Here is a 22,652-nt window from a genome sequence, read left to right as displayed (position 1 = left end):
TCCGGCTGTCAGACTCGAACTGACGACAGCCTGATTAACAGTCAGGTGCTCTACCAACTGAGCTAAGCCGGAATAAGTAAAAGAGCACGGCAACTACCTATCCTCGCAGGCAGTTTCCCACCAACTACTTTCGGCGTTAAGAAGCTTAACTTCTGTGTTCGGCATGGGAACAGGTGTTTCCTTCTTGCCATTGCCACCGTACTCTTTCTGAGTTATTACACTCAAAACTGAATATAATCTAAAGCCTAAAACCTAGAGCTTTGGTCAAGTGCTCGACTGATTAGTACTAGTCCGCTTCACTCATCACTGAGCTTACACTCCTAGCCTATCTACCTCATCGTCTTTAAGGTGTCTTACTGCTTTCGCATCGGAAATCTCATCTTGAGGGGGGCTTCGCACTTAGATGCTTTCAGCGCTTATCCCGTCCATACATAGCTACCCAGCGATGCCGAAGGCTCGACAACTGGTACACCAGCGGTATGTCCATCCCGGTCCTCTCGTACTAAGGACAGCTCCTCTCAAATTTCCTACGCCCACGACGGATAGGGACCGAACTGTCTCACGACGTTCTGAACCCAGCTCGCGTGCCGCTTTAATGGGCGAACAGCCCAACCCTTGGGACCGACTTCAGCCCCAGGATGCGACGAGCCGACATCGAGGTGCCAAACCTCCCCGTCGATGTGAACTCTTGGGGGAGATAAGCCTGTTATCCCCAGGGTAGCTTTTATCCGTTGAGTGATGGCCTTTCCATACAGTACCACCAGATCACTAAGCCCGACTTTCGTCCCTGCTCGAGTTGTAGCTCTCGCAGTCAAGCTCCCTTATACCTTTACACTCTGCGAATGATTTCCAACCATTCTGAGGGAACCTTTGGGCGCCTCCGTTACACTTTAGGAGGCGACCGCCCCAGTCAAACTGCCCACCTGACACTGTCCTCGACCGCGCTTAGCGATCTGAGTTAGAGGATCCATCAAACAAGGGTAGTATCCCAACATTGCCTCCGATAAAACTAGCGTCCTATCTTCTCTGGCTCCTACCTATCCTGTACATGTTTAACAAATACTCAATATCAAGCTACAGTAAAGCTCCATGGGGTCTTTCCGTCCTGTCGCGGGTAACCCGCATCTTCACGGGTATTATAATTTCACCGAGTCTCTCGTTGAGACAGTGCCCAAATCATTACACCTTTCGTGCAGGTCGGAACTTACCCGACAAGGAATTTCGCTACCTTAGGACCGTTATAGTTACGGCCGCCGTTTACTGGGGCTTCAATTCAAACCTTCGCTTGCGCTAAGCTTTCCTCTTAACCTTCCAGCACCGGGCAGGTGTCAGCACCTATACGTCATCTTACGATTTTGCAGATACCTGTGTTTTTGATAAACAGTTGTTTGGGCCTCTTCACTGCGGCTGATCTTTTACAATCAGCACCCCTTCTTCCGAAGTTACGGGGTCATTTTGCCGAGTTCCTTAACGAGAGTTCTCTCGCTCACCTGAGGATACTCTCCTCGACTACCTGTGTCGGTTTGCGGTACGGGTAAAACTACTCTGGCTAGAAGCTTTTCTTGGCAGTGTGACATCATGACCTTCGCTACTTAACTTCACTACGCATCACGTCTCAAGCTTTTAAAGACAAGCATTTGACTCATCTTAACTCTTAACGCTTGCACATGGATATCCAACACCATGCGTCATTAGCCTCCTGCGTCCCTCCATTGCTCATAACAAGCAGTTTCAGTACAGGAATTTCTACCTGTTGTCCATCGGCTACGCCTCTCGGCCTTACCTTAGGTCCCGACTTACCCTGGGCGGACGAGCCTGCCCCAGGAAACCTTAGTCTTACGGCGGATAGGATTCTCACCTATCTTTCGCTACTCATACCGGCATTCTCACTTCTAAGCGCTCCATTAGTCCTCTCGATCTAACTTCACCGCACTTAGAACGCTCTCCTACCACACATATAATATATGCATCCACAGTTTCGGTACTATGCTTAGCCCCGGTAAATTTTCGGCGCAGCGTCACTCGACTAGTGAGCTATTACGCACTCTTTAAATGATGGCTGCTTCTAAGCCAACATCCTAGTTGTCTACGCAACTCCACATCCTTTTCCACTTAGCATAGATTTGGGGACCTTAACTGGTGATCTGGGCTGTTTCCCTTTCGACTACGGATCTTATCACTCGCAGTCTGACTCCCGTGCATTGATATCTGGCATTCGAAGTTTATCTGGATTCAGTAACCCATGACGGGCCCCTAGTCCAAACAGCGCTCTACCTCCATTATCATTCACACGAGGCTAGCCCTAAAGCTATTTCGGAGAGAACCAGCTATCTCCAAGTTCGTTTGGAATTTCACCGCTACCCACAACTCATCCCCGCGATTTTTAACTCACGTGGGTTCGGTCCTCCAGTGTGTTTTACCACACCTTCAACCTGGTCATGGGTAGGTCACTTGGTTTCGGGTCTACGTCACATTACTCTTTCGCCCTATTCAGACTCGCTTTCGCTACGGCTCCGTCTTTTCTGACTTAACCTTGCAACATAACGTAACTCGCCGGTTCATTCTACAAAAGGCACGCCATTACACTTTAATGTGCTCTGACTACTTGTAGGCACACGGTTTCAGGTTCTATTTCACTCCCCTCCCGGGGTTCTTTTCACCTTTCCCTCACGGTACTGGTTCACTATCGGTCACTAGTTAGTATTTAGCCTTACGAGATGGTCCTCGCGGATTCAATCGGGATTCCTCGTGTCCCGACCTACTCAGGATCCTGCTAAGTCTTGTCGCAATTTCGCTTACGGGGCTATCACCCTCTCTGGCTTATCTTTCCAGATAATTCTGCTATCACTTCAAGTACTACATCGCAGTCCTTCAACCCCAACTGGCAAGCCAGTTGGTTTGGGCTCTTTCCTGTTCGCTCGCCGCTACTTAGGAAATCGATTTTTCTTTCTCTTCCTGCAGCTACTTAGATGTTTCAGTTCACTGCGTCTTCCTTCGTATAACTATTTATTCATCATACGATAATACCTCTCGGTATTGGGTTCCCCCATTCGGATATCTCCGGATCATCGCTTACTTACTGCTCCCCGAAGCCTTTCGTGGTTCGTCACGTCCTTCATCGGCTTCTAGTGCCAAGGCATTCACCATGCGCCCTTTTCTACTTGACCTATTTCAAGTTTGAGTTTCTCTCTTCTTCTCGGTCGCTCTTCAATCTGTTTCTCTTTCGATTGTCTCGGTTTTTTGCTTTGATTATATTCAGTTTTCAATGTACTAACTCTTGAGGGCTTTCCCCTCAATGGAGGCTAACGGGATCGAACCGATGACCTCCTGCGTGCAAAGCAGGCGCTCTCCCATCTGAGCTAAGCCCCCATTCGCCATTCTTTCTCAAAGTTTTTCTACTTTGAATGGGCCTAAATGGACTTGAACCATCGACCTCACGCTTATCAGGCGTGCGCTCTAAACCAGCTGAGCTATAGGCCCGATTTGCTTGGCATTTATTCAAGTATGGTTGAGGTATTACCCTCAAAACTAAACAAAAATTCTTCTGTGTGCCTTTTTCTTGTTTGGCTTTCTGACTTCTTTTAGTGTCTTCACACTCTCCATCAGTTGCCCTTCCTTAGAAAGGAGGTGATCCAGCCGCAGGTTCTCCTACGGCTACCTTGTTACGACTTCACCCTAATCATCTGTCCTACCTTAGACGGCTGACTCCTTAAAGGTTATCTCACCGGCTTTGGGTGTTACAGACTCTCATGGTGTGACGGGCGGTGTGTACAAGGCCCGGGAACGTATTCACCGCGGCGTGCTGATCCGCGATTACTAGCGATTCCAGCTTCATGTAGGCGAGTTGCAGCCTACAATCCGAACTGAGAACGGCTTTCAGAGATCCGCTTGCCTTCACAGGTTCGCTTCTCGTTGTACCGTCCATTGTAGCACGTGTGTAGCCCAGGTCATAAGGGGCATGATGACTTGACGTCATCCCCACCTTCCTCCGGTTTGTCACCGGCAGTCTCATTAGAGTGCCCAACTTAATGATGGCAACTAATGACAAGGGTTGCGCTCGTTGCGGGACTTAACCCAACATCTCACGACACGAGCTGACGACAGCCATGCACCACCTGTCTCAATGTCCCCGAAGGGAAAGCCTAATCTCTTAGGTTGTCATTGGATGTCAAGACCTGGTAAGGTTCTTCGCGTTGCTTCGAATTAAACCACATGCTCCACCGCTTGTGCGGGCCCCCGTCAATTCCTTTGAGTTTCAACCTTGCGGTCGTACTCCCCAGGCGGAGTGCTTAATGCGTTAGCTGCAGCACTGAGAGGCGGAAACCTCCCAACACTTAGCACTCATCGTTTACGGCATGGACTACCAGGGTATCTAATCCTGTTCGCTACCCATGCTTTCGAGCCTCAGCGTCAGTTGCAGACCAGAGAGCCGCCTTCGCCACTGGTGTTCTTCCATATATCTACGCATTCCACCGCTACACATGGAGTTCCACTCTCCTCTTCTGCACTCAAGTTTAACAGTTTCTGATGCAGTTCTTCGGTTGAGCCGAAGGCTTTCACATCAGACTTATTAAACCGCCTGCACTCGCTTTACGCCCAATAAATCCGGACAACGCTTGCCACCTACGTATTACCGCGGCTGCTGGCACGTAGTTAGCCGTGACTTTCTAGTTGATTACCGTCGAATAAAGGCCAGTTACTACCTCTATCTTTCTTCACCAACAACAGAGCTTTACGAGCCGAAACCCTTCTTCACTCACGCGGCGTTGCTCCATCAGACTTTCGTCCATTGTGGAAGATTCCCTACTGCTGCCTCCCGTAGGAGTTTGGGCCGTGTCTCAGTCCCAATGTGGCCGATCAGTCTCTCAACTCGGCTATGCATCATTGCCTTGGTAAGCCGTTACCTTACCAACTAGCTAATGCACCGCAGGTCCATCCAAGAGTGATAGAAATCCATCTTTCAAACTCTAGACATGCGTCTAGTGTTGTTATCCGGTATTAGCATCTGTTTCCAGGTGTTATCCCAGTCTCTTGGGCAGGTTACCCACGTGTTACTCACCCGTTCGCCGCTAGCTTGTATCTAGTTTCATGAAATGCAAGCATTTCAATCATCTAGGCAAGCTCGCTCGACTTGCATGTATTAGGCACGCCGCCAGCGTTCGTCCTGAGCCAGGATCAAACTCTCATTTCCTTTTTGAAATGAGCTTTTCTTAGCTCTTAACGTTTTTTTGATTTGTTATCTCAAATTTATTGCTTGCGAATTGACTTCGCTTTGTTTGGGGTTTATTTCCCCCGCACACTTACGAATTTTTGTTCAGTTTTCAAGGTACTACCACTAACTTAATCTTTTATCAAGTTAGCTTAATAATTATAGCGCATTTTAAAATAAATTGCAAGTGTTTTTTGTAATTTTTTATTTCGCTATTAGCTCCGGCTGTCAGACTCGAACTGACGACAGCCTGATTAACAGTCAGGTGCTCTACCAACTGAGCTAAGCCGGAATAAGTAAAAGAGCACGGCAACTACCTATCCTCGCAGGCAGTTTCCCACCAACTACTTTCGGCGTTAAGAAGCTTAACTTCTGTGTTCGGCATGGGAACAGGTGTTTCCTTCTTGCCATTGCCACCGTACTCTTTCTGAGTTATTACACTCAAAACTGAATATAATCTAAAGCCTAAAACCTAGAGCTTTGGTCAAGTGCTCGACTGATTAGTACTAGTCCGCTTCACTCATCACTGAGCTTACACTCCTAGCCTATCTACCTCATCGTCTTTAAGGTGTCTTACTGCTTTCGCATCGGAAATCTCATCTTGAGGGGGGCTTCGCACTTAGATGCTTTCAGCGCTTATCCCGTCCATACATAGCTACCCAGCGATGCCGAAGGCTCGACAACTGGTACACCAGCGGTATGTCCATCCCGGTCCTCTCGTACTAAGGACAGCTCCTCTCAAATTTCCTACGCCCACGACGGATAGGGACCGAACTGTCTCACGACGTTCTGAACCCAGCTCGCGTGCCGCTTTAATGGGCGAACAGCCCAACCCTTGGGACCGACTTCAGCCCCAGGATGCGACGAGCCGACATCGAGGTGCCAAACCTCCCCGTCGATGTGAACTCTTGGGGGAGATAAGCCTGTTATCCCCAGGGTAGCTTTTATCCGTTGAGTGATGGCCTTTCCATACAGTACCACCAGATCACTAAGCCCGACTTTCGTCCCTGCTCGAGTTGTAGCTCTCGCAGTCAAGCTCCCTTATACCTTTACACTCTGCGAATGATTTCCAACCATTCTGAGGGAACCTTTGGGCGCCTCCGTTACACTTTAGGAGGCGACCGCCCCAGTCAAACTGCCCACCTGACACTGTCCTCGACCGCGCTTAGCGATCTGAGTTAGAGGATCCATCAAACAAGGGTAGTATCCCAACATTGCCTCCGATAAAACTAGCGTCCTATCTTCTCTGGCTCCTACCTATCCTGTACATGTTTAACAAATACTCAATATCAAGCTACAGTAAAGCTCCATGGGGTCTTTCCGTCCTGTCGCGGGTAACCCGCATCTTCACGGGTATTATAATTTCACCGAGTCTCTCGTTGAGACAGTGCCCAAATCATTACACCTTTCGTGCAGGTCGGAACTTACCCGACAAGGAATTTCGCTACCTTAGGACCGTTATAGTTACGGCCGCCGTTTACTGGGGCTTCAATTCAAACCTTCGCTTGCGCTAAGCTTTCCTCTTAACCTTCCAGCACCGGGCAGGTGTCAGCACCTATACGTCATCTTACGATTTTGCAGATACCTGTGTTTTTGATAAACAGTTGTTTGGGCCTCTTCACTGCGGCTGATCTTTTACAATCAGCACCCCTTCTTCCGAAGTTACGGGGTCATTTTGCCGAGTTCCTTAACGAGAGTTCTCTCGCTCACCTGAGGATACTCTCCTCGACTACCTGTGTCGGTTTGCGGTACGGGTAAAACTACTCTGGCTAGAAGCTTTTCTTGGCAGTGTGACATCATGACCTTCGCTACTTAACTTCACTACGCATCACGTCTCAAGCTTTTAAAGACAAGCATTTGACTCATCTTAACTCTTAACGCTTGCACATGGATATCCAACACCATGCGTCATTAGCCTCCTGCGTCCCTCCATTGCTCATAACAAGCAGTTTCAGTACAGGAATTTCTACCTGTTGTCCATCGGCTACGCCTCTCGGCCTTACCTTAGGTCCCGACTTACCCTGGGCGGACGAGCCTGCCCCAGGAAACCTTAGTCTTACGGCGGATAGGATTCTCACCTATCTTTCGCTACTCATACCGGCATTCTCACTTCTAAGCGCTCCATTAGTCCTCTCGATCTAACTTCACCGCACTTAGAACGCTCTCCTACCACACATATAATATATGCATCCACAGTTTCGGTACTATGCTTAGCCCCGGTAAATTTTCGGCGCAGCGTCACTCGACTAGTGAGCTATTACGCACTCTTTAAATGATGGCTGCTTCTAAGCCAACATCCTAGTTGTCTACGCAACTCCACATCCTTTTCCACTTAGCATAGATTTGGGGACCTTAACTGGTGATCTGGGCTGTTTCCCTTTCGACTACGGATCTTATCACTCGCAGTCTGACTCCCGTGCATTGATATCTGGCATTCGAAGTTTATCTGGATTCAGTAACCCATGACGGGCCCCTAGTCCAAACAGCGCTCTACCTCCATTATCATTCACACGAGGCTAGCCCTAAAGCTATTTCGGAGAGAACCAGCTATCTCCAAGTTCGTTTGGAATTTCACCGCTACCCACAACTCATCCCCGCGATTTTTAACTCACGTGGGTTCGGTCCTCCAGTGTGTTTTACCACACCTTCAACCTGGTCATGGGTAGGTCACTTGGTTTCGGGTCTACGTCACATTACTCTTTCGCCCTATTCAGACTCGCTTTCGCTACGGCTCCGTCTTTTCTGACTTAACCTTGCAACATAACGTAACTCGCCGGTTCATTCTACAAAAGGCACGCCATTACACTTTAATGTGCTCTGACTACTTGTAGGCACACGGTTTCAGGTTCTATTTCACTCCCCTCCCGGGGTTCTTTTCACCTTTCCCTCACGGTACTGGTTCACTATCGGTCACTAGTTAGTATTTAGCCTTACGAGATGGTCCTCGCGGATTCAATCGGGATTCCTCGTGTCCCGACCTACTCAGGATCCTGCTAAGTCTTGTCGCAATTTCGCTTACGGGGCTATCACCCTCTCTGGCTTATCTTTCCAGATAATTCTGCTATCACTTCAAGTACTACATCGCAGTCCTTCAACCCCAACTGGCAAGCCAGTTGGTTTGGGCTCTTTCCTGTTCGCTCGCCGCTACTTAGGAAATCGATTTTTCTTTCTCTTCCTGCAGCTACTTAGATGTTTCAGTTCACTGCGTCTTCCTTCGTATAACTATTTATTCATCATACGATAATACCTCTCGGTATTGGGTTCCCCCATTCGGATATCTCCGGATCATCGCTTACTTACTGCTCCCCGAAGCCTTTCGTGGTTCGTCACGTCCTTCATCGGCTTCTAGTGCCAAGGCATTCACCATGCGCCCTTTTCTACTTGACCTATTTCAAGTTTGAGTTTCTCTCTTCTTCTCGGTCGCTCTTCAATCTGTTTCTCTTTCGATTGTCTCGGTTTTTTGCTTTGATTATATTCAGTTTTCAATGTACTAACTCTTGAGGGCTTTCCCCTCAATGGAGGCTAACGGGATCGAACCGATGACCTCCTGCGTGCAAAGCAGGCGCTCTCCCATCTGAGCTAAGCCCCCATTCGCCATTCTTTCTCAAAGTTTTTCTACTTTGAATGGGCCTAAATGGACTTGAACCATCGACCTCACGCTTATCAGGCGTGCGCTCTAAACCAGCTGAGCTATAGGCCCGATTTGCTTGGCATTTATTCAAGTATGGTTGAGGTATTACCCTCAAAACTAAACAAAAATTCTTCTGTGTGCCTTTTTCTTGTTTGGCTTTCTGACTTCTTTTAGTGTCTTCACACTCTCCATCAGTTGCCCTTCCTTAGAAAGGAGGTGATCCAGCCGCAGGTTCTCCTACGGCTACCTTGTTACGACTTCACCCTAATCATCTGTCCTACCTTAGACGGCTGACTCCTTAAAGGTTATCTCACCGGCTTTGGGTGTTACAGACTCTCATGGTGTGACGGGCGGTGTGTACAAGGCCCGGGAACGTATTCACCGCGGCGTGCTGATCCGCGATTACTAGCGATTCCAGCTTCATGTAGGCGAGTTGCAGCCTACAATCCGAACTGAGAACGGCTTTCAGAGATCCGCTTGCCTTCACAGGTTCGCTTCTCGTTGTACCGTCCATTGTAGCACGTGTGTAGCCCAGGTCATAAGGGGCATGATGACTTGACGTCATCCCCACCTTCCTCCGGTTTGTCACCGGCAGTCTCATTAGAGTGCCCAACTTAATGATGGCAACTAATGACAAGGGTTGCGCTCGTTGCGGGACTTAACCCAACATCTCACGACACGAGCTGACGACAGCCATGCACCACCTGTCTCAATGTCCCCGAAGGGAAAGCCTAATCTCTTAGGTTGTCATTGGATGTCAAGACCTGGTAAGGTTCTTCGCGTTGCTTCGAATTAAACCACATGCTCCACCGCTTGTGCGGGCCCCCGTCAATTCCTTTGAGTTTCAACCTTGCGGTCGTACTCCCCAGGCGGAGTGCTTAATGCGTTAGCTGCAGCACTGAGAGGCGGAAACCTCCCAACACTTAGCACTCATCGTTTACGGCATGGACTACCAGGGTATCTAATCCTGTTCGCTACCCATGCTTTCGAGCCTCAGCGTCAGTTGCAGACCAGAGAGCCGCCTTCGCCACTGGTGTTCTTCCATATATCTACGCATTCCACCGCTACACATGGAGTTCCACTCTCCTCTTCTGCACTCAAGTTTAACAGTTTCTGATGCAGTTCTTCGGTTGAGCCGAAGGCTTTCACATCAGACTTATTAAACCGCCTGCACTCGCTTTACGCCCAATAAATCCGGACAACGCTTGCCACCTACGTATTACCGCGGCTGCTGGCACGTAGTTAGCCGTGACTTTCTAGTTGATTACCGTCGAATAAAGGCCAGTTACTACCTCTATCTTTCTTCACCAACAACAGAGCTTTACGAGCCGAAACCCTTCTTCACTCACGCGGCGTTGCTCCATCAGACTTTCGTCCATTGTGGAAGATTCCCTACTGCTGCCTCCCGTAGGAGTTTGGGCCGTGTCTCAGTCCCAATGTGGCCGATCAGTCTCTCAACTCGGCTATGCATCATTGCCTTGGTAAGCCGTTACCTTACCAACTAGCTAATGCACCGCAGGTCCATCCAAGAGTGATAGAAATCCATCTTTCAAACTCTAGACATGCGTCTAGTGTTGTTATCCGGTATTAGCATCTGTTTCCAGGTGTTATCCCAGTCTCTTGGGCAGGTTACCCACGTGTTACTCACCCGTTCGCCGCTAGCTTGTATCTAGTTTCATGAAATGCAAGCATTTCAATCATCTAGGCAAGCTCGCTCGACTTGCATGTATTAGGCACGCCGCCAGCGTTCGTCCTGAGCCAGGATCAAACTCTCATTTCCTTTTTGAAATGAGCTTTTCTTAGCTCTTAACGTTTTTTTGATTTGTTATCTCAAATTTATTGCTTGCGAATTGACTTCGCTTTGTTTGGGGTTTATTTCCCCCGCACACTTACGAATTTTTGTTCAGTTTTCAAGGTACTACCACTAACTTAATCTTTTATCAAGTTAGCTTAATAATTATAGCGCATTTTAAAATAAATTGCAAGTGTTTTTTGTAATTTTTTAAAATAATATTTCATCCTAAAGCATTTGTTAAAATTCTTTGCTCTTTTCATTCGGGAATTATAATTCTACCAGCTTTTATTTTTTTGTCAACACTTTTTTATAATGTTTTTGATATTTCTCCACTTTCTTTTCTAAAAGCAACCTCCATCTTAACTAAAAGCAATATTTCTATTTACTCAACCTCCAAATTTAATCTGTAGCTTCTCACTTTCTGTATTCTATCTTAGTCTTTGAGTTTTGTTCCCATCTATTTATTAATGGCTTTCTCTTTTTAGAATTAATTTAGTCATAGTAAAACCCTGAAATCTTTTCAAATTTCAGGGTTTATAAAATTATTTGATTTAAAAATTACTTATCTGACTTTTTATCAGTTTTTTCTTCTGCTTCTTTGATGTCTTTCTTTTCTTGATCTCTTGTTTTACGGTCAAAAAGCACATCTTCTAGCACTTTACCGTTTAAGTAAAGGTGCTTATCGTCAAGAGTAAATTCAACCTTCTTCGTATCTGGCTTAGAGACGATTAATTTAGCAGCTGGAGTTTCAAGATCTTGTTCTACCACTCTTCTTAATGGACGAGCACCAAATTCTTTGTCATAACCTTTTTCTGCCAAGTACTTCTTAGCTGGTTCAGTTACATGAAGCTCAATATCTCGTTTCCCAAGAGAAGCTTTCATCTTCTTTAAGTAAAGATCTAAGATCTTAAGCATATCCTCACTGGTTAATGAGTTAAATGGAACAATTGCATCAAGACGGTTCAAAAATTCAGGTCTGAAGTAAACTTCAAGAGCCTTACGTAAAGCATCTTGATCATTACCTTTAAGCAAGTTATCTGAGAAACCAGCATTTGAAGTCATGATAATAATTGTATCTTTAAATGAAATTGTTCTTCCTTGTGCATCCGTTAAGCGACCATCATCCATAATTTGGAGTAATGCATTAAATACTTGTGGATTTGCCTTTTCAATTTCATCAAGCAAAATTAATGAATATGGTTGGTGACGAATCTTTTCAGTTAATTGTCCACCTTCACCATAGCCAACATAACCAGGTGCAGAACCAATTAACTTATTAACAGCCATTTGATCTTGGTATTCAGACATATCTAAACGTACTAAGGCATCAGCTTTACCAAATAGCTTGATAGCTAATTGTTTAGCTAATTCAGTCTTACCAACACCAGTTGGTCCTGTCAAAAGGAATGAACCTGTTGGACGGTTAGAATCCTTGAAGACTTGTTTACGAGCAATAGCATCAGTAATAATATCAATTGCCTTATCTTGGTCAATAACAACCTTCTTCAAGTCAGCAGCTAAGTTAGCATTCTTTTCAGCTTCGTCAGCATTGATTTCGCTCATTGGAATACCAGTCTTAGTTTGAATTAGCTTGTATAAATCATCTGCAGTAACTTTAGCTTCACTAGCCTTACCTGCAGTCTTAAGATCTTTCTTTAATCCTTCAATATCTTTCTTGATTTTAGCTGCTTCATCATATTTTTCATCCTTAGCAGCTTCATCTTTTTTAGCTTCTAAAGCCTTAATCTTATTCTTAATTGAAGTTTCGTCTTTTTGATCCATGTTTAAGGACTTCTTAGCACCAGCTTCATCCATTAAGTCAATAGCTTTATCTGGTAAGTGACGATCATTGATATAACGATCTGAAAGTTCTGCAGCAAGTTTCAATGCATCTGGATCATATTTAACATTGTGGTACTTTTCATATTTTGGAGCTAATCCTTCCAAAATCTTAATAGCATCTTCAATAGTTGGTTCAGGAACTTGAACTGGTTGGAATCTACGAGCTAAAGCTGGATCTTTTTCAATTTGTTGATATTCGCTAGTAGTTGTAGCACCAATAACGCGAATTTCGCCACTTGCTAAAGCGGGCTTTAAGATGTTTGCAGCGTCACCTGAATTATTTTCTGAATCTGTTGATCCAGCACCTACTATATTGTGTAATTCATCGATGAAAAGAATAACATTCTTATCGCCTTTAGCTTTATCAATAATTTTCTTCAATTTTTCTTCAAAAGATCCACGTAATGAAGTTCCAGCAACTAACTCATTAATGTTTAATTCAATAATATGTGCTTTCTTTAATTTTTCAGGCACATCTCCATCTACAATGCGTTGAGCTAATCCTTCAACAACAGAAGTTTTACCAACACCAGCAGGACCAGTTAAAACTGGGTTATTCTTTTTACGTCTACTTAAAATTTCAATAACTTGATCAATAACTGCTGTACGTCCGATAACTGGATCATACTTTCCTTTTTTAGCTTGTTCAGTTAAATCAATTCCAATTTCTTTTTCTTTTTTCCCTTGTTGTGCTTGTTGAGTTGCACCTTGTTGAGGCATTTGGCCTGAGCTAAAGCCCATTGGTTGACCACCTGACATTCTTCTGCCATTCCCATCGTTGAAGAAGTCATTAAAAATGTCGTCAAAGTTGTAACTACCATTATCAAAGTATGCCATAGTATGTCCACTCCTCATTAAATAAATAATAAAGAACTTAGCACCTACTTATACCTAAGTGCTAATCTTTCATAATCTAATTATATGCGCTTATTTCTTTAATGCCAAATAATATGTATTGTTTTATCAATAAAAAAATAGAGGGATATTTTCATCCCTCTATGGCCTAAAAATTAATGTTTCATATGAAACATTAATTTTTATCTTTCTTATTACTATTTCTTTGTGGGCCATTATTTCCTTTTTGTACTGGCTTTAATAGATATTGTTCAATCAACTGCACCACTTGTTTATTTTGAGGCAAAGAAGAATGTTGAGCATCTTCTCCAGTGACGGTCATTGTAGTATAGTGGTTAACTTGATTTTGAAAAATGTATTTTCCAGCTTCTACGCTATTCTCTGGTACTAGACCATCTGACTCATAATTTTCCCCTCCAGAAACAGAATACACATTTAGGCTAGAGGGGATTTTACTTTTATTTTTAATAAAATCTTCTAACATCTGAGTTTTATGACTAATACTTGTTTCATTAAAATTAAACGGTGTCCCTACTGTCATTAACTCTTTAATTTTAATTTCACTCGAATAATCAGAATAGTAATGTTCTAGCCAGTAAGTCCAAATTAATCCTCCATTAGAATGTCCAAAAGCTTTAAAGTTATTAAAAGTATACTGCTTACTTAAGCTTTGAAAGGCTATGTTAAGCCACGAAGCTTGTTTTTTTATATTACTGTATCCATCCTTATTATTTTCAAATCCAATAATAATAAATGGTTCATTATCACCTTTGCTAATTTTTCCGCTATAAACTAATTGTCCATCAGTATCTACCTTTATTTTTAAAACACTATGTTTTTCCACAGTATCTTTATTTAAAGTAGAAACTAATTCATTAAATCTTTCTGTTGTTGCACTTGAACCTGGTACCATAATAACAGGAGAAAGCTGAGATTTTTTTCGCTCAGCTAAATCTTTATTAGAATTTTTTGTCCAAAAATATGTTGGAATCATTAATACTGCTAAAAGAAAAAAGATCAATATTAAAAATAATTTATTTTTCTTCACTTTTTTCAACATTTTTTCTTTCCTCTCTAGTATTTAATTCATCAACTTTACTTTCAATCTTATTAGCCATCTTCACAATTGGAATATAAAGAAGAATATCGACTGCAAAAATCACTAAAGCCACTAATAAAGCCTGCCAGCTTCCATTAGTAGCGATAAAGCCTTTGATAAGACCAGGAGTCCCTGTTAGTATCGCATACGCAGAAGCAGGCACTAAATGGAGAGCGATTGCTCCTGCTGCTAAAAGCATATTCATAATAGGAAGAAAGACATAGGGTAATACAAAAAGTGGATTTAAAATCACTGGAATCCCAATTAAAGCACCTGCATTTGAACCAAATAAGGTTGGAATAAAGGTCCAACGACTAATCCTAACAACATTTTTCTTTTTAACAAATAATAAAATTACTATCAACAAAGCCAGCAAAATACCATTGCCGCCAAATTGTCCATAAGATTTATAAATTTCAGACCCCAAAAATTTATTTGGCACATTCCAGCTTGAGCCATGTTGCAACGCGTAACTAATGTTAGCTGTTCCCATGCCACTTATTCCCGCATCTGTTAACCCTGTCAACGGTTGACCAATTCCTAACCAATTTAAAAAAAGTGCTAATCCGATTAAAGGAATATAAGCAAAAATATTTAAATTATTTTGCCCTTGATTTTGAAAGTATTCGTATAAGTGAGTAGCCACTAATCTTAAGCCAACAAAATTAGCCACAATTCCTAATACTAGACCAATTGCCCAAGTTACCAAAAGTGGCTTGAAGGATGCAATCGCTCTTTCCTGAATATGAGGGGAATTATTTATTGAAGGATGAGTAACATTTTTGCCCAACCAACGAAAAATTTGTCCCGTGCCAAACCCTATCAAGAGTGCCAACAAAAAGCTGTCAATATTTAAAAAACGCCAATTAAACGTAAAAACTGAATTATTCACATTGCGATACCGATAAGCACACAGTAAAAGTCCAATCATCCCTGAAAGTCCAGCCATTTGTTCATCTTTATTATAAAATTGCGCAGTATACTTAGCAGCAAAATACGCTACAAATATTCCAAATAGATTAAAAATCACATTTGTTAATCCTTGCGTAGCATACCAAGCACCATTAAAAATTTGATCAGGTAACCAATTGTCAAAATATAATATATTTGAGATTAGACTATCCGGCGAAAATACACTTCTCCATAAAAACTGTGATACACTTCCGATAACTGCTAAAGGCATCAACATGGTTAAAGTTCTCTCAGACACTCTAAAAAAAGGACGTCGGCGGAACCACAAAAATATGGTATAAATATTACTCTTTGGCATCTAATTAATTTTCTCCCTTAACTAAGTTATATTTACTATACTATTCCTTTCCTTCTCGTCATTCAATCTCATCAAATTAACTGACCGTCTTTCCTCTAATTTTTAGCAATTAAGACTGGTATAATATAAGAAGTTAACTAAAAGGAGGACTAATATGATTAAATCACATCTTAAATTGAGTAATGAAAGTCGGGCATTACTTTCTTTTTATTGCGAACAAGAAAACAAAGATCCTGAAATATTGCTTAACGACCTAATTAATGAATTTTTACATAAAAATATTTCAAAAAATGATTTTCAAAAAATTATTGCTGAAGCTTCTGATTCTACTAGCTTTAACACTAGTGAATTAATGCGTAATTTTGGCGATAGCTGGCTTCAAGACTAATTATAGAAATGGAAGGTTGAAATAATGTTAAAAAGAGCAAAATCTGATCCTATTAACACAATTTGGCTTTTCCTTGGTTCACTTATTGTTAACACTGGTATTAGTTTTATTTGGCCGCTAACCACTATTTATATTCACAATTATCTCCACGAAAGTCTAACCATAGCAGGAGTTGTGCTTTTCTTAAACTCTATTTTTACCATGCTGGGGAATGCACTAGGTGGTTACCTTTTTGATAAATGGTTCCCTTATCAAACCATTTTACTAGGAGTAAGTATCGCCACCTTTTCTACCCTAATGTTAATTTTCTTTCATGGTTGGCCCGCTTATGTGGTTTGGCTTTTGACCTTAGGTATTGGGAATGGAATTATCGTTACTGGCCTTAATTCAACCGCCACGTTAATAAAAAGCAAAGCCCCCTCTTATATTTTCAATATTTTATATTTTACTCAAAATTTAGGTCTTGTATTTGGCTCATTAATGGTTGGTTTTATTTTACCATTTGGAATTGTCTATATATTTATTCTTGCATTTATGATGTTTCTATTTTTCAACATTGTTGTTTTAGTAAAATATCGCCATCTTAATCAGCGACCAAAAGATACAAACCACATGAAAATTTCGGAAGAGAACGTGACAAGCAATCCTCATTTAAAAATTATTGCTAGTTTACTTTTCTGTGTATTAGTAGCCTGGATTGCTTACGAACAGTGGAATTCTAATATTTCTTCTTATATGTTAAGTTTGCACATGTCCGTTACCCTATATAGTTTTCTATGGACTTTAAATGCTATTTTAATTGTAACTTTGCAACCCATTCTTACCTATTTTGATAGCTGGCTTACTGATCATATCAATGGAAGACTATATTTTGGTTTTACCTTGTTTGCCCTAGCTTTCCTACTTCTAATTGGGGCCACTCATTATGCTCGTTTTCTCTTAGCTATGGCTTTGTTAACTACAGGAGAAGTTTTTGCTTTTCCAGCAGTTTCTACTTTCATTAACAATTTTGCTAGTGAAGAAAACAAAGGGAAATATCAAGGGATTATCCAAGTAGTAGTTTCTGCGGGAAGAGCCCTTGGTCCCTTAATTGGAGCTCTAGTGATTGATTTCTCTTCATTCTTAACTCTCTTTATTTTTTGTACAGGTATCGTTCTAATTTCAGGTGTTATCTTTTTCTTTACAAATGAATTATCCAAAAGAAAAAAGTTTAGAGACTAGGAGTTTTGTTTCTCCTAATTTCTAAACTTTTTATTTACTCAAAATTCAATACTAGACTTCAAATAGAAGTAATACGGTACTTTATTTTATTAATTCACTTATTAATTTATCCATTTGGACTTTTGTCTGCTTAAAGCTCTTTATTGGATGGTTTGTTTGAATGATCACAGCATTTTTTCCGTTATTAGAAATTCTTACAAATGCATGATAGCCAACTCCTGCCCCATTTGCAGCTCGAAAGCCCGCCGGATTATTATAGAATCCACCACCATAGTAGGCTGGTGCTTTACCTCTAAAAAGAATTTTCATTGAGTTTTTAGACAGTAAAGTTCCATCTGTAATGGCTTTCTCAGTTTTGTATAAATCTGATGTCGACATTACCACTGATCCTGCCCCAAGTTCTCCATGGAGCTCATTTAAATTCAAAGTAATCGGAACTTCAGAAGTTTTATTTTTATTAGCGTATCTATAAGATTGCGCTAAATGTACCTTCTGCAACTTCGATTTTTTATTCCAAATAAATGCAGTATTTTCTAGCTTCAATTTCTTTACAAAAGTTTCATTAAATAAACTTTCGTAGGATTGGTGAGTTACTTTCTCTAAAATTCCAGATAAAAGTACATAGTTAATTGAAGAATAATATCTTTTACCATACAAATTATCCTTAAAACTAATCAAATGGTCAATATCATATTCGATACCCGCTTGATCATTTTCAAACTTCGGACTTCCTAATGGTGCTTTATTTGGTGTAGTAAGCCCACTTGTCATTTCAAGCAACTGTTGAATGGTAATCCGATTAGCTTGATCAATATTAGGGTAAAATTTGGCCAACTTATCTGTCAACTTCAGGTTACCCTTTTCAACTTGACGCATAACCATTGTAGCAGTCATAGCCTTTTGAACAGAATCGATTAAATAACTAGTTTTCTCAGTATTAACTAAGTTTTTCTTCTTATTTGCCCAACCAGTTGCATAAGAGACCCTTACCTTATTATTTTTTACTTCAGTTACTGTCCCTTGTAAGCCCTGCTGATTCATCAAATTTTGCATTCGGTTAATTTCAGCTGCTTTTTCTTCAACTGACTTGCTAATTTTTGCATCTGGCTTTTTTGCCCAAGCTTCAGAGAAATAATAGTTATTCAGCTGATAGTTAATTGGCGTATTCTTAAGTTTCATAAATGACTGTACATACTTATCCATCGTAAGCCATCCATTCCAACCTAAGTGAATAGTATCTTCCATGAAGTATTCTTTGCCACCATCCTTCGACAAATCAGCTACATGGGTAAAACCTTGAGTTAAAAGTTGCGCTTTAATTTTATTTACAGAACGTTGGTACATCTTTTCAGATAGACCTGTATATTTTGCCCACTTACTATTTACTGGTGGAATTACAAATAATACATTTACATGTTCTTGCGCAAATTCATTTAAAACTAACTCAAAATCGCCAAATTCTGGGGAACGGGTATAGTCAAAATTCTTTTGAGAGTCTTTTAGACCCTTTAATCCATTCTTCAATAATCTCTTTTTAAAGAAATTATTAGAGATATTAAATGAATTGTTTGTTGTACCCTGTGCTCCTTGATTATTAGCGAATTGACGCAAATTATCATATGCATATGTCCCAGGAAGTTTGTGCGCACCACTTTGCAATTTCGGAATATTATTCTTCATATCGAAAGTAGTAAAAAAATCATCCTGATTAGAAAGGGTTCTTTGACGCATTTGAAGCCATGATCTTTGCCAATTGGAAATTTTCTTTCCATCTGCTAGATCTTTTAGTGCTGCTTTAGTCGACTCACTTGAAGTTGCTGAAGGCATCTTAAGTAATCGTTTAGCAGCATAGCGTGTCGCAACACTATCTTTAGCACTCAAAATCCAATCAATAGCTTGTAATTGTGAAAAATACATTCCAAAAGCAGCTGGATCTTGCCCTTCTTTTACAAACCATTGAGGAGAGATAATAAACACTGCTTTTTTACCAGCAAGTTGTTTCTTAGTCTCTTGAAGATTCATAAAATGTGTCAAGGATTGACTACCAGGTCCCCCTAATAAAAAGGGCTGATATGAACGATGATATTTATAAGCTAAAACACTTGGATGTAAAGGATCCATTCGAGAAAGCTCACTTGAACCATAAAAAGGAACGTACTCTTTTTCAAAAGCCGCCCGTTTAATATTTTCTCCCTTAAATACGTTTTGAGATTGGGAGACAGATGCTTTGAATAAAACACCATCTGAAACTTTTCTATTCCATGGAATTATAAAAACCACGAATAATAGAATAAAAGCACAGATAACTGGGCCAAAAATTTGCCACAGCTTTCGTTTATTACTCATTTCTTAAGCTTTCTACCTTTTCTACAATTTTTGTAGGAGTTTCCCATTCTTCACGTACAAATTCAGATACTGGAGGAGTAATTCCGATAAGTTGTTGTAATTCAAGTAACATTTGTACTACTGCCATTGAATCCATTAAACCTGTTTCGAATAAATCTTCATCCATACGATCAGTAAAATCTTCACCAGTTAATTCATTTAATACATTTAATACAGCTTCTTTAGTATCCATAATTTAAATTCCTTTCACTATCTATTTCCAACCAAACCAAAGAGTACTTAAAAATCCTGAAAAAATCAAGAAACTGAAACATACTACATTGAAAGTTAAGAAAATCGCAAACCATTTTGTAAACTTATTAGATGGAATTTTGTCTTTATGCTTTCTCTTAAATACAAGCCAATTATCATTAAAAATAATCGCAAAAGCATGATAAATCCCATATACAATATAATACCACGTTAAACCATGCCAAAATCCCATAACTAGGAAATCAATAAAATATGATAAACGTGACAAGTCTTTTCGATTTTTAACAAGTTTTTTCTTCATTGCAAAGAAAGTAAATCTCATGAAAATGAAGTCACGGAACCAAAATGATAGGGTAATATGCCAACGATTCCAAAAATCTTTAATATTCTTAGAAATAAATGGCTTATTAAAGTTCATTGGTGTCTTAATTCCCATGAAATATGATGTTCCTACCGCAAAGAGTGAATAACCTGCAAAGTCAAAGAATAAATACATACTATAGCAGTACATATAACCTACTAAAGCCCAAGAAAGTTTTAAAGGTCCTTGTCCCATATGGATTGACATCTTTGCTAATTGAGGAAGCCAAAGCGTACCAAATACATATCCAATGATAAATTTATATAAAAAGCCTTGGAAAATATATCTAGTCCCTAAACGCATCTGCTCAATATACTCTTGCCGATCAGGCGCTCCATTACAATCATTTGCAAATCTTTTATAACGATCAATAGGTCCTGAAGAAATCGTTGGGAAAAACAACAGAAAACGAGCATAAGTTACAGGATCAACTCTTTCTATTGCCTTATCTCTTAATTCCATCAACACTTCAACCGTTTTAAAAGTTATATATGAAATCCCAAAAAATCCAATTAGATCCGCAACTGGATTATTAACATGGGGCGCAATTTTTACTACTACCAATGGCAAAATTGCTAAAATGATGACTACATAAAAGACCCAACTTTTATTTCGTCCAGATCTGATATAACGTTCATAAGCAAAAGTTAACAAGAATTGAAATGCAATATAGCCAATCAATTGATACCCTTGAATTGCATCTGTTCCATCAAACATTAATACCAAAAACAGCAATGATACCAGAGCTTCATAAATCTTAAAGCGTCGTCCAAAATACAACCCAATTATTAAAGGTAGTAACGCCACAAAAAGAATTATAAAGTAACGCGGATTGCTGTATGGTTGCATATTGATCACGCGTTATTTACCTCCTTGATTACCTGTTTGATATCTACCTTACCATTTTGCGAAATTGGCATATTTTCTCGGTAAATAAATCTTTGAGGAAGCATATATGGCATAATATCTCGGCTTAAATCTTCACGTAACTTTTTAGTCAATTCAGCATCGCTATACTTTTCTCTCACGTCTTCCGCTAATTCCACCACTGCAACTAATTGTTGCACTTTATGGTCTTTGTTGTATCGTGGTGCAACTACGCCATAGCGTACCAATGGATTTTTAGCAAGATAGAAATTAATTTCTTCTAGTTCAATTCTATAGCCATTAAATTTTACTTGGAAATCAATTCTTCCTCGATAAAAGAGCATATCTCCGTCTAAAAATCCTAAATCTCCAGTACGGTAGGTACTATATTGATCATTTGGATTTTTGAAAAATGCGGCTTCAGTTTTTTCAGGATTATTTAAATATCCCTTAGATACACTTGGCCCTTGAATCAATACTTCTCCTTGTTTATTATCTTTATCTTCACCCTTTGAAGTATCAATTGTAACCTTTGTATCTTTTTTAGCCACTCCAATTGGTAAACGATCATACTTATTTAAGATATCATTATCAATTTCAACACTAGTTACAGCCACTGTAGTTTCAGTTGGACCATAAGTATTATAAATATGACTATCAGGGAATTTATTCTTTAATACTTGAGCAGTTTTGTGACTTAATTCTTCCCCACAGAATAAGAAATGAGTTAAATTCTTGTGATGCTCACCATTAAAAGTAGGATCTAAAAAACTCATTTCAGCAAATGATGGTGTTGAAACCCAAACATTAAAGTCTAAATTAGGCATAGTTTTAAACAGTTGACCCAGATTTTGCGTTACATCATGAGGTAAAACGACAAGCTTTCCTCCTGAAGTTAAAGCGGGATACAAACTCATTACTGATAGATCAAAAGAATAAGGGGCTTGAGCTAAAAAGCTAGGATGTTCAGGTAAATTAAAATCTTCTAACTCCCAATTTACAAAGCTTAATAAGTTATTATGGCTGATTTGAACACCCTTTGGCTTTCCGGTAGTTCCAGAAGTAAAGATAATATAGAAATTATCATCCCCACTTACATAATTATCTTCAGCAATATTAAAATCACCATCTTCAACTTCTGATGCATTTAATACTTCAATATTCTTCATTTCAATTGGTAACTCATCAACAGCAATTACCAAAGGTGCTTGAGATACCTCCTGAATCATAGTTAAACGTTCACTGTTTGAGTAACTAGCGATTGGAATATAAGCATGTCCAGCCTTAACAGCTCCTAAAAAGCTCGCAATCATTTCGAAGTTTTGACCACCCCAAATCATAACTGGTGCTTTTTCAGGAATACTCATCTTTTTCAATTTAGCTGCATAAGCATCTGATCTCTTTTTTAAATCACCATAAGTATTTGTCTCACCTAAATAGTCATAAACAATTCTATTTGGATCTTTTATAGCAATTTCATCGATCGTTTTGATTACATCTTTAATCATTTAATGCG

At 40.4% G+C, this 22,652-nt stretch carries 9 protein-coding genes, 6 tRNA genes and 6 rRNA genes; 2 read left to right on the top strand and 19 right to left on the bottom strand.

What is annotated here, in order from left to right; all coding sequences use genetic code 11:
• The 15 genes from FP435_RS08390 to FP435_RS08320 all read right to left on the bottom strand — a co-directional run bounded on the left by FP435_RS08390 (window position 1) and on the right by FP435_RS08320 (window position 15,701).
• Window positions 1–72: transfer RNA gene (locus FP435_RS08390), tRNA-Asn, on the bottom strand.
• A gap of 12 nt (window positions 73–84) precedes the next feature.
• Window positions 85–201: ribosomal RNA gene (rrf, locus tag FP435_RS08385) — 5S ribosomal RNA — on the bottom strand.
• A 59-nt stretch (window positions 202–260) separates the two neighbouring features.
• A 23S ribosomal RNA gene (locus FP435_RS08380) occupies window positions 261–3,167 on the bottom strand.
• 129 nt (window positions 3,168–3,296) lie between these two features.
• Window positions 3,297–3,369, bottom strand: a tRNA-Ala gene (locus FP435_RS08375).
• Between the two features lie 36 nt (window positions 3,370–3,405).
• Window positions 3,406–3,480 (bottom strand) — tRNA-Ile (locus FP435_RS08370).
• Window positions 3,481–3,620: 140 nt separating this feature from the next.
• Window positions 3,621–5,191 (bottom strand): 16S ribosomal RNA (locus tag FP435_RS08365).
• A gap of 237 nt (window positions 5,192–5,428) precedes the next feature.
• Window positions 5,429–5,501: transfer RNA gene (locus FP435_RS08360), tRNA-Asn, on the bottom strand.
• Between the two features lie 12 nt (window positions 5,502–5,513).
• Window positions 5,514–5,630: ribosomal RNA gene (gene rrf, locus FP435_RS08355) — 5S ribosomal RNA — on the bottom strand.
• Window positions 5,631–5,689: 59 nt separating this feature from the next.
• Window positions 5,690–8,596, bottom strand: a 23S ribosomal RNA gene (locus tag FP435_RS08350).
• A 129-nt stretch (window positions 8,597–8,725) separates the two neighbouring features.
• A tRNA-Ala gene (locus FP435_RS08345) sits at window positions 8,726–8,798 on the bottom strand.
• A 36-nt stretch (window positions 8,799–8,834) separates the two neighbouring features.
• Window positions 8,835–8,909 (bottom strand) — tRNA-Ile (locus tag FP435_RS08340).
• Window positions 8,910–9,049: 140 nt separating this feature from the next.
• Window positions 9,050–10,620 (bottom strand): 16S ribosomal RNA (locus tag FP435_RS08335).
• The 16S, 23S and 5S rRNA genes sit together here with 6 tRNA genes alongside, the layout of an rRNA operon.
• Before the next feature lie 573 nt (window positions 10,621–11,193).
• The gene (locus tag FP435_RS08330; RefSeq protein ID WP_265483815.1) at window positions 11,194–13,314 is read right to left on the bottom strand and encodes an ATP-dependent Clp protease ATP-binding subunit; all 2,121 of its coding nucleotides are present in this window, start codon (window positions 13,312–13,314) and stop codon (window positions 11,194–11,196) included.
• A gap of 193 nt (window positions 13,315–13,507) precedes the next feature.
• A complete protein-coding gene (locus FP435_RS08325) occupies window positions 13,508–14,392 on the bottom strand; it encodes an alpha/beta hydrolase (RefSeq protein ID WP_265483814.1) in 885 nt (294 codons plus the stop codon).
• Complete coding sequence (locus FP435_RS08320) at window positions 14,367–15,701, bottom strand: PTS transporter subunit EIIC (RefSeq protein WP_265483813.1); 1,335 nt, start codon at window positions 15,699–15,701, stop codon at window positions 14,367–14,369. Before FP435_RS08320 ends, FP435_RS08325 begins: the two co-directional genes overlap by 26 nt.
• Before the next feature lie 154 nt (window positions 15,702–15,855).
• On the opposite strand from FP435_RS08320, the gene FP435_RS08315 reads away from it, so the two are divergent.
• Together FP435_RS08315 and FP435_RS08310 are read left to right on the top strand one after the other, a co-directional pair.
• A complete protein-coding gene (locus FP435_RS08315; RefSeq protein ID WP_265483812.1) occupies window positions 15,856–16,089 on the top strand; it encodes a hypothetical protein in 234 nt (77 codons plus the stop codon).
• A gap of 24 nt (window positions 16,090–16,113) precedes the next feature.
• Window positions 16,114–17,310 (top strand): MFS transporter, encoded by a 1,197-nt coding sequence (locus tag FP435_RS08310; RefSeq protein ID WP_265483811.1) that lies wholly within the window; start codon window positions 16,114–16,116, stop codon window positions 17,308–17,310.
• Window positions 17,311–17,391: 81 nt separating this feature from the next.
• On the opposite strand, the gene dltD is transcribed toward FP435_RS08310, so the two are convergent.
• The 4 genes from dltD to dltA are packed head-to-tail and all read right to left on the bottom strand — an operon-like array spanning window position 17,392 to window position 22,644.
• Window positions 17,392–19,656, bottom strand: coding sequence for a D-alanyl-lipoteichoic acid biosynthesis protein DltD (dltD, locus tag FP435_RS08305; protein ID WP_265483810.1), 2,265 nt, complete (start codon window positions 19,654–19,656; stop codon window positions 17,392–17,394).
• On the bottom strand, window positions 19,649–19,888 hold the full coding sequence (dltC, locus tag FP435_RS08300) for a D-alanine--poly(phosphoribitol) ligase subunit DltC (RefSeq protein ID WP_265483809.1): 240 nt from the start codon (window positions 19,886–19,888) through the stop codon (window positions 19,649–19,651). Before dltC ends, dltD begins: the two co-directional genes overlap by 8 nt.
• 21 nt (window positions 19,889–19,909) lie before the next feature.
• The gene (gene dltB, locus FP435_RS08295; RefSeq protein WP_265483808.1) at window positions 19,910–21,127 is read right to left on the bottom strand and encodes a D-alanyl-lipoteichoic acid biosynthesis protein DltB; all 1,218 of its coding nucleotides are present in this window, start codon (window positions 21,125–21,127) and stop codon (window positions 19,910–19,912) included.
• Window positions 21,124–22,644: a D-alanine--poly(phosphoribitol) ligase subunit DltA gene (gene dltA, locus FP435_RS08290; protein ID WP_265483807.1), complete on the bottom strand. Its 1,521-nt coding sequence runs from the start codon at window positions 22,642–22,644 to the stop codon at window positions 21,124–21,126. Before dltA ends, dltB begins: the two co-directional genes overlap by 4 nt.
• Window positions 22,645–22,652: the final 8 nt, after the last annotated feature.

The sequence above is a fragment of the Lactobacillus sp. PV037 genome, assembly GCF_014522345.1.
Lineage (GTDB): Bacteria > Bacillota > Bacilli > Lactobacillales > Lactobacillaceae > Lactobacillus.
Note: the sequence above shows the minus strand (reverse complement) of the source record. Positions and strands in the feature narration are given on the sequence as shown.